Consider the following 8,129-nt stretch of genomic DNA (forward strand, 5'->3'; position numbering starts at 1 on the left):
AACAATGGCAAGCTGATGATCAAACTGGGCGACTGAGTTATGGCCAATCCAATCGTACTCTATGGCGCCCCCATGTCACTGTTTACCGGCAAAGTGCGCTCGTATCTGCGCAAGCAGCACATCCCTTTTGATGAGCGCATGCCGGGAAGTGCAGAATGCAAAGAGCAGGTATTCCCAGCCATAAAACGCCGAGTAGTCCCCGTGGTAAAGCTGGCTGATGGCACGCTAATTCAAGATTCGGTTGATATCATTGACCATTTCGAGAGCCAGGCTGATCGTCGTTTTTCAGTCTATCCATCAACGCCCATTCAGCGACTGACGGCTTTGATTATTGATCTCTTTGGGAGTGAGGGACTGTTCAAGGTGGCGATGCATTTTCGCTGGAATTTCCCCAACGACAATGAAGCTTTTTTACAGCGAGAGTTTGGTGATCACATCGTGCCCGGCGAAAGTCAGGAGACTGTTTTGGCGATTGCTGAAGCCGGCATGGCGCCAATGAGAAATTATCTCCCCATGATGGGTATCACGGGCGATACTGCACCGTTGATTGAAGCCCAGTTTGACGATGTGCTCACTTTACTCGATGAGCATTTCAGCTCCCATCCTTATTTGTTGGGTGGATTGCCCACAGTCGCTGATTATGGCTTGTTCGCGCCGCTGTATGCGCACTGCGGCAGAGATCCCTATCCCAGCGCCCTTATGAAAAGTAAAGCCCAGCGCGTGTACCGCTGGCTTGAGCGCATGCAGGCGCCGGACCGCGATATGCCTGAATTTGGCCCCTACGAGGAATGTCTGTTTGATGAGGATGCATTACCCGCAACTTTGACGCACCTGTTGTCGCTGGTTGCAAAAGACTTCTTGCCGGAACTGCAGCAGACAGTTGATGTGGTGAATGATCATCTTGCGCAATCGATAGATGACCCCCAAGGCCAATGCGTCACCGCTAAGCCCCATATCAAAGTGCTCGATATGATGCAGTATCGATTTCGGGGCGAGACTGTTAGCGGGATGGCAGTACCTTACCGCTTGTATATGTTGCAACGAATTACTGACTACTACGATAAGCTCCCGGCGAAGGCACAGGCTCGTGCCAGCGAATTTTTTGAGCCATTGGGGCTGGCGCCGTTGTTGTGCCTAAAAGCGTCGCGTCGCGTTGAACGTGAACAGCATATTGAAGTGTGGGGGCAACCCCAGTAATTGCTGGGAGGCTCCTAACGCACATAGGACTATTTCGATGAAAGTATTGCAAACGCCGGACAGCTGTTTTGAAGGACTTCCGGATTTTGATTACGCGCCGCATTACACGACGATACAGGCCGATGACGGTACGCCATTGCGAATACACCACATCGACGAAGGACCGGCCGACGCTGAACCTATCCTGCTGATGCACGGCAATCCGACGTGGAGCTACCTGTATCGGCACATGATTCCTGGCTTGCTTAAGACGGGCCGCCGGGTTATCGCACTTGATCTGGTCGGCTGCGGCCGCAGCGACAAGCCCGCAAGTAAAAAGGACTATTCGCTGGCCAGACATTGCGACTGGATGACGAAGTGGCTCCTCGCCAATGATCTGAAAAATATTACGCTGTTCTGTCAAGATTGGGGCGGGACCTTGGGTTTACATTTGGTGGCCCATCACCCGGAGCGTTTTGATCGGGTAATCGCGTCCAATACCGGGTTGCCTCTGGGGAAGGGCACAAATTCATTTCTGCGCTTCTGGCAGGCAGGTATGCGCTATGCGCCATTCTTCCCCTGGCGTCTGGTTTTCAGGCGGACACTGCAGCGCAAGCTGACACCTCAGGAATACGCGGCCTACGAGAAAGCGCCTTTCCCTTCACGGAAATATCAAGTCGGTATCTTAAAGTTTCCCTTGTTGATTACCGTGTTTCCAGACCATCCCGAGGTAGGCATTAATCGCGAGACCTGGGCGCGGCTTAAGACCTTTGATAAGCCCTTTCTGACGCTTTACGGTGATCGTGATCCGGTGACCCGAGGTTACGATAAGATTCTTCAGCGTTATGTGCCGGGCACTCAAGGGCAAGCTCATAAGATTATTGAAGGCGGTGGTCACTTTATTCAGGAAGAAAAAGCGGACGAGCTGGTAATAGAAGTAACTCGCTTCCTCGCGGCCACAGAAAAGAAAGTGGCTTGTGGAGAGTGAAAGCTGTGAACATTAACGGGAAAGCCCGTCGTGCCTGATCCCGACGTTTCCCAGAGCCGGGTTTTGATAACCGGAGCGGCTGGCGGGTTGGGCAGCGCGTTAGCCAGCGAGTTTGTCAAACAGGGCTGGAAAGTCGCGCTGTGTGATGTTGATCGCGATGCCGTTGAAGCGCTTGCAGGGCGCATGAAAGCACGGGGCGGGGATGTGCTATCCGCACGCTGTGACGTTACCGTAGAAAGCGAACTGATCAAACTACGTGAGCTGTGTGAAGCCGAGTGGGGCGGACTCGATGTGTTGATCAACAACGCTGGAATAGCGTCGATGGCCGCTATTCATAAAGAGCCTTTAGACCGCTGGCAGCGTCTGGTAGAAATAAACCTGCTTGGCGTTGTGCGTGGTTGTCACTTCTTTGTGCCGCTATTCAAGCAACAGGGCAGTGGCCATATCGTTAATATCGCGTCAATAGCCGGAGTTGCCAATACCCCTTATATGGCTGCCTATAATGCGACTAAAGCAGGTGTTATCAGTTTATCGGAAACTCTGCTGGTAGAGCTCAAGCCCAGTAATATCGGCGTGACGGTAGTGTGTCCAGCGATGTTTAAAACAGGTATCGCGCAAGGTGCGTCCATTGATAATCCCAAGCTTCTTGGTGCTCTGGAAGCCGAGATGGAGAAATCGCCGATCAGCGCTGATGACATTGCAAGGCAAGTATTTTCGGCTGTGCAGCGCAAGCAATTTATGGTGATTCCACACCGCGCGAGTCGTTGGATGTGGCGAGTGAAGCGTGTTTCACCCGCGCTGTATCGCCGCTTATTTTTAAAGCATTAACCTCAATTTACACCTATTCCAAAGGAAGCCTGTGACATGAGCGACTACAAAGCGCCCTTACGCGATATTGCATTCAGTCTGAATGAGGTACTCGATTACCCACGTCATTGTGAAAAGATTGGTGCCGACGAGGTCAATGAAGAACTTGTCTCGGCGATTCTGGAGGAAGCGGCAAAATTTGCCGAGCAGGAAATTGCCCCACTTAACGCTGTCGGTGATCACGAGGGGTGTCATTGGGAAGATAGCGCCGTGAAGACTCCCAGGGGATTCAAAGAGGCCTACGGACAGTTTGTTGAGGGAGGCTGGCCGGGGTTGCCCATGCCCGAAGAATACGGTGGGCAGGGTTTGCCGGGTTCACTTAATTTTGCCATAAACGAATTGTTGTTCTCGGCCAACCATGCCTGGACAATGTATCCGACTTTGTCGGGTGGGGCGGTTGAAACCATCCTCGCGCACGGCACAGCGCAACAGAAAAATATTTTTCTTGAAAAACTGGTAAGCGGTCAGTGGAGCGGAACCATGTGCCTGACCGAAGCCCATTGCGGCTCGGATCTGGGGCTGCTTCGTACCAAAGCCGCCCCCAACGACGATGGTAGCTACAGTATTACCGGTAGCAAGATTTTTATCTCGGCCGGTGAGCATGACTTAACCGACAATATTATCCACCTCGTATTGGCACGCCTACCCGATGCGCCGGACGGTGTAAAAGGTATTTCACTTTTCATCGTGCCCAAAATCATAGTCAATGATGATGGCTCCCTGGGAGAGGGTAACGGCGTAAGTTGTGGATCTATAGAGGAAAAAATGGGCATACACGGCAACGCCACGTGTGTGCTGAACTTTGATGGCGCCCGTGGTTTTTTGATTGGCGAGCCGAATAAAGGCATGGCCAATATGTTCACCTTTATCAATGAATCTCGACTGGGTGTTGCGATTCAAGGGCAGGCCCATATGCAGGTGGCCTATCAAAAGTCACTGGCTTACGCCAAGGAACGTATTCAGATGCGCGCCAGTAAGCGCGTGCTACCTGATCAACCTGCTGATCCCATCATTGCTCATCCAGATGTTCGTCGCATGTTGCTGATGCAGAAATCACTGGCGGAGGGTGGTCGAATTCTTAACCATATCTGCGGCCTGTATTCTGATATTGCTCACCGTGCGACTGACCAGGAAGAAAAAGACCACGCCAATACGATGCTGGCGGTATTAACCCCGATTGCCAAAGGCTTTTTGACTGAAGTCAGTATGGAAGCTACCCAAAACGGGCTGCAGGTGCTGGGTGGTCATGGGTTTATACGCGAGTGGGGGCTTGAGCAGGAATACCGGGATACGCACATCACGGCGATCTACGAGGGCACCAATACCATTCAGGCCCTGGACCTACTGGGCCGAAAAATTCTGGCCTCCGGCGGCAAGATTCTCGAGCCCTTCGTGGCAGAGATTAATACTTTTTGCGCGGAACATCGTACCGGCGAGATCGCTTCATATGTTGAACGAGTCGAAACCTTGAGCAACGAATTGCAGGCGCTGACCGGCAGTATTGGCGAGCGTGCAATGAATGGCGAAGCAGACGCCGTTGGTGCTGCAGCCTTCGACTATCTGATGTATATCGGCTATGTAACACTAGCTTGGTGCTGGGCCAAGGCTGCAGCGGCAGCGCATAACGCACTGACGAATGGCACGAATGACCGAACCTATTATGAATCGAAACTGGCGACGGCCGAGTTCTATTTCGAACGTTTATTACCCCGCACGACGGTACACGCCATGACAATCAAGGCCTCTAGCGATAGCCTGATGAAACTCGAATCCTCAGCATTCTGAAATCAGACAGCATCGCATAAGCACTGTATTGGAGGTTATACTGGCGGGCTTTGAAACAGTCGGTTCATACAACTAACGGGGTATACCTGTGAATGATTTGAATCTGTCGGCCGAGTCCGCCAACTATCTCCAAACCACCCTTAAAGAGGGTGTTGCTACGATCACTATGAACAACCCGCAAAAGCTTAACGGCTGGACGCGGGAAATGATGGATAGCTTCCAGGAAGCGTTTCGCAAAGCTGCCGCTACGGAGGCAGTGAAAGCTATTATTTTCACCGGCACAGGTCGTTACTTCTCGGCCGGGGTGAATCTGGGCGGCACACTGTCACTGATGTCGCCCAAAAAGCTCCATCAGATGATTGTCAGCAATAATCAGGCACTCTTTGAAACCTTTCTCGATTGCCCCAAGCCGATACTTGTCGCCATGAATGGTCCGGCTATTGGTGCCAGCGTAACCTCCGCAACGTTATGTAATGGGATTATTGCCTCAGAAAAAGCGACATTTTCAACGCCGTTTGCAGCATTGGGAATCAAACCCGAGGGCTGTTCAAGCATCCATTTTCCGCGTCTGATGGGTGAGGCGAATGCGCAGCGCATGCTGGGTCCTGAAGGCTGGAAGCCCACGGCAGCAGAAGCCTTGGAGGTTGGTCTGGTTCAGTGGGTGGTGCCTGACGATCAACTGCAGAGCGAAGCTTTCAAGATCGCTCGAGGGTGGGTTGAGAAAAATGAACCCCGGTCTTTTCTCGCGGGCAGCAAGCTGAATGAGCTGAAAGCCGTTAATGCCAAAGAATCAGTCGAGTTGGCCGATGCTTTTCTGAGCGCACCGTTTTTCAAGGAACAGGCGCGGTTTATGTGGCGCAAGAACAAGAAGAGCTCGGCGGCAATGTTTTACACACTGGGTGCCCTGCGCCCGCTCTGGGGACGATTCCTTTAAATTATTCAGGAGCCATTGATCCATGTCTCAAAAGTCTGCGCAGGATCATTACCTCGCGCTTGCCTCCATGTACAAGGCCGCCCCAATCAATGCCTTTTATCTGCCAGAGATGGTGGTGAGCGAAGGTGAGGCCGTGATAGAAATAGAAGCGTGTGAAAAGCACTTCCACTCGGCCGGTGCTGTTCATGGCTCGGTCTACTTCAAGATGTTGGATGACGCGGCGTTTTTTGCGGCCAATTCGCTGGAGCCGGAATTCTTTGTGCTAACCACATCGTTCACCACTTACCTCACCCGTCCTGCCTCCAGTGGCAAATTGAAGTCAGTAGGAAAAGTGGTTAACAGCAATAAAAGCCAGTTCATTGCTGAATCTGTGGTTTACGACGAAAAAGGAAGAGAAATCGGGCGAGGTAACGGTATCTTCATGCGAAGCAAGATGGCGTTAGCGGACGTGCCAGGGTACTCCTGAACATCGAGGCATGGCAGGGGCTGAGTATTCAGCCCCTGCCGGTATTCAAATCAGCTCAAACCCAGAGTTTTCGCTTCTTTCTCCAGGATAGCTTTTACCTCTGGAATATCCCGCACTCGGCTTATCAGTCCGGCGAGCTTGGGCCATTTTTTGTCGTCAACTTCATAGCCAGCATAACTCGCATTGTAAAAGGGGCTGGCAATACTCATATCGGCCATTGAAAAGTCACCGAACACAAAACCATCAGCAGGTGCTATACCCTCAAGATAATCGAGCAGTGGTGGCAGCTGTTTGTCGATGATCTTGGCCACCAGCTCCTCGTCAGGTTCTTGTTTGAACGCGAAGGGCCGCATAAAGCGCTGAAAGAAAATGCCCGCCGCCAATTCTGCGACCGGTCCGGTGGTAAGATCTTCGTACCAGTCAGCGCGGGCACGATCCTTGATGTCGGCAGGATATAGCGGTGTATCGGGGTAGGCGCTTTCCAAGTACCGGCAGATAACTTTCGAGTCTCCCAGAGTCAGATCTCCGTCCACCAACGTGGGAATCTTGCCTAGAGGGTTGAGCTTCTGAAAGTTCTCGTCACGCGCAAAAGGCATTTGGGGTACAAGCTCGTACGGAACCTTCTTTATATCCAGTAATACCAATACCTTGCGAACAAAGGGCGAACCGTATACGCCATGTATTTTTATCATTGCTTACTCCTTGCCAGAGACCAGTGAAGCCATAATGCCGACACTGCCCGGAACTTTGTTGTCCAACAAGTTGTGCCAGCTTTGGTCTACGGCTTCTGCTCCGGTGGACCATTCGACCTGAATAATGTTCTTCACTTTGCCGGAGATCGTGAAAGTCGCTTCCATCGCTTTCATCATGAGTACACCGGGTCCCCAGTCCTTTTCGCGTTTGGCGATCTGGGCGGGCGCGAAGAAAAAGGTTGGTTTGGCCCCAGGCAGTTCACCGGCCTTACCGCCTTCTTCCCAGTGGCTGGCACCGACCATCGAGCTTTCTACGATATTTTCTTTCACGTGATTGTGCAGAGCCTGGGTTAATTTCACATCGCCTGACATATCCACATAGGCAGTTGGCACAGAAGGATCGATCTCGGTCTCGTTGCCATAGGTCACGATTTGATCGCAGCATCCCAGTGAATCCACAAACCCGGCGTTGCGCTCGGAGGTTACACCAACAATTTTCTGAGAGACATTAGGGTCGTCGTGGAGCAAGGTCGCGAGGCCAAAACCGGTTTTCGATGAAACCGATCCGATAACGACCTGTTCTGCGCCGAAGAAATTGTTGTCGATCAGATAGTCATACAGAACGTAGCCGGTGGCGATCAATGGAAACAACAGGCAGCGCTCATTCTCAAACTGCTGGACAATCTCGGGTTCGTTCTGGGTACGACGATAGGTGCTATATAGGCCTGTACCCGGGAGTTCCTTGCGATGGGGCGCAATGTCGATAAAGCTGTCATCGCGGACCTTGCCCGGTTGCAAAATGGTATGGCTGCTCATCGGGAAGAAGCCGTAGAGTCGCTCGCCCACTGCAATGTCGTCGGAGCGCGACTCAATGACATCGGCGCAACCCCATACGGTGACCTTGCCCCAGTTATCGGTGGCGGGGTAGAACTTCCAGTAACCAATAAAATCACCGGAAACCGCATAGCTGACATTATTGGCAGTGAGGCCAAACTTGTCTATGGCAACAACAATCTCGCCGTTATCTATCGAGCGCAGCGGCTCGTTAACTATTTTGGTTTTACGGAAATTGCTTCGGTCTACCCACAGCTCGGTACATGGGGTCATAGTTTTCTCCTAGATCCTTCTTGCAGCGTGTTATTTCTGCAGCAGTTTGTCAGCGTTTTGGGTGAATTCTTTTTGGGCTTTTTCATCGTTTAGCAGGTTGTCGATACTGAAGGG

General features: G+C 51.9%; 8 protein-coding genes. 6 read left to right on the top strand and 2 right to left on the bottom strand.

Translation table 11 applies throughout. The features are described from left to right. The first annotated feature begins 39 nt into the window (after positions 1 to 39). From ABYP39_RS15590 to ABYP39_RS15615, 6 genes are all read left to right on the top strand, one after another. Positions 40 to 1,197 carry a glutathione S-transferase family protein gene (locus ABYP39_RS15590; protein ID WP_372783450.1) on the top strand — a complete coding sequence of 386 codons (1,158 nt, stop codon included), beginning with the start codon at positions 40 to 42 and terminating at the stop codon, positions 1,195 to 1,197. A 37-nt stretch (positions 1,198 to 1,234) separates the two neighbouring features. Next, complete coding sequence (locus tag ABYP39_RS15595) at positions 1,235 to 2,164, top strand: haloalkane dehalogenase (protein WP_372783452.1); 930 nt, start codon at positions 1,235 to 1,237, stop codon at positions 2,162 to 2,164. Positions 2,165 to 2,194: 30 nt separating this feature from the next. Further along, complete coding sequence (locus ABYP39_RS15600; RefSeq protein ID WP_372783454.1) at positions 2,195 to 2,992, top strand: SDR family oxidoreductase; 798 nt, start codon at positions 2,195 to 2,197, stop codon at positions 2,990 to 2,992. A 36-nt stretch (positions 2,993 to 3,028) separates the two neighbouring features. After that, positions 3,029 to 4,816 carry an acyl-CoA dehydrogenase C-terminal domain-containing protein gene (locus tag ABYP39_RS15605; protein WP_372783456.1) on the top strand — a complete coding sequence of 596 codons (1,788 nt, stop codon included), beginning with the start codon at positions 3,029 to 3,031 and terminating at the stop codon, positions 4,814 to 4,816. An 88-nt stretch (positions 4,817 to 4,904) separates the two neighbouring features. After that, positions 4,905 to 5,750, top strand: coding sequence for an enoyl-CoA hydratase/isomerase family protein (locus ABYP39_RS15610; RefSeq protein WP_372783458.1), 846 nt, complete (start codon positions 4,905 to 4,907; stop codon positions 5,748 to 5,750). Positions 5,751 to 5,772: 22 nt separating this feature from the next. Then, positions 5,773 to 6,216, top strand: a complete 444-nt coding sequence (locus ABYP39_RS15615; protein ID WP_372783460.1) for a PaaI family thioesterase — start codon at positions 5,773 to 5,775, stop codon at positions 6,214 to 6,216. Between the two features lie 50 nt (positions 6,217 to 6,266). On the opposite strand, the gene ABYP39_RS15620 is transcribed toward ABYP39_RS15615, so the two are convergent. Together ABYP39_RS15620 and ABYP39_RS15625 are read right to left on the bottom strand one after the other, a co-directional pair. Further along, on the bottom strand, positions 6,267 to 6,908 hold the full coding sequence (locus ABYP39_RS15620) for a glutathione S-transferase family protein (RefSeq protein ID WP_372783462.1): 642 nt from the start codon (positions 6,906 to 6,908) through the stop codon (positions 6,267 to 6,269). 3 nt (positions 6,909 to 6,911) lie between these two features. Next, complete coding sequence (locus tag ABYP39_RS15625; protein WP_372783464.1) at positions 6,912 to 8,015, bottom strand: DUF2855 family protein; 1,104 nt, start codon at positions 8,013 to 8,015, stop codon at positions 6,912 to 6,914. Positions 8,016 to 8,129 lie beyond the last annotated feature (114 nt).

Source organism: Litorivivens sp., assembly GCF_041625495.1.
Classification (GTDB): Bacteria; Pseudomonadota; Gammaproteobacteria; order Pseudomonadales; family Spongiibacteraceae; genus Litorivivens.

Bases quoted from the DNA above. Each gene is read 5' to 3' on its own strand.
- ABYP39_RS15590 (WP_372783450.1), top strand. From the start codon at position 40: ATGGCCAATCCAATCGTACTCTATGGCGCCCCCATGTCACTGTTTACC.
- ABYP39_RS15595 (WP_372783452.1), top strand. From the start codon at position 1,235: ATGAAAGTATTGCAAACGCCGGACAGCTGTTTTGAAGGACTTCCGGAT.
- ABYP39_RS15605 (WP_372783456.1), top strand. From the start codon at position 3,029: ATGAGCGACTACAAAGCGCCCTTACGCGATATTGCATTCAGTCTGAAT.
- ABYP39_RS15615 (WP_372783460.1), top strand. From the start codon at position 5,773: ATGTCTCAAAAGTCTGCGCAGGATCATTACCTCGCGCTTGCCTCCATG.
- ABYP39_RS15620 (WP_372783462.1), bottom strand. From the start codon at position 6,908: ATGATAAAAATACATGGCGTATACGGTTCGCCCTTTGTTCGCAAGGTA.
- ABYP39_RS15625 (WP_372783464.1), bottom strand. From the start codon at position 8,015: ATGACCCCATGTACCGAGCTGTGGGTAGACCGAAGCAATTTCCGTAAA.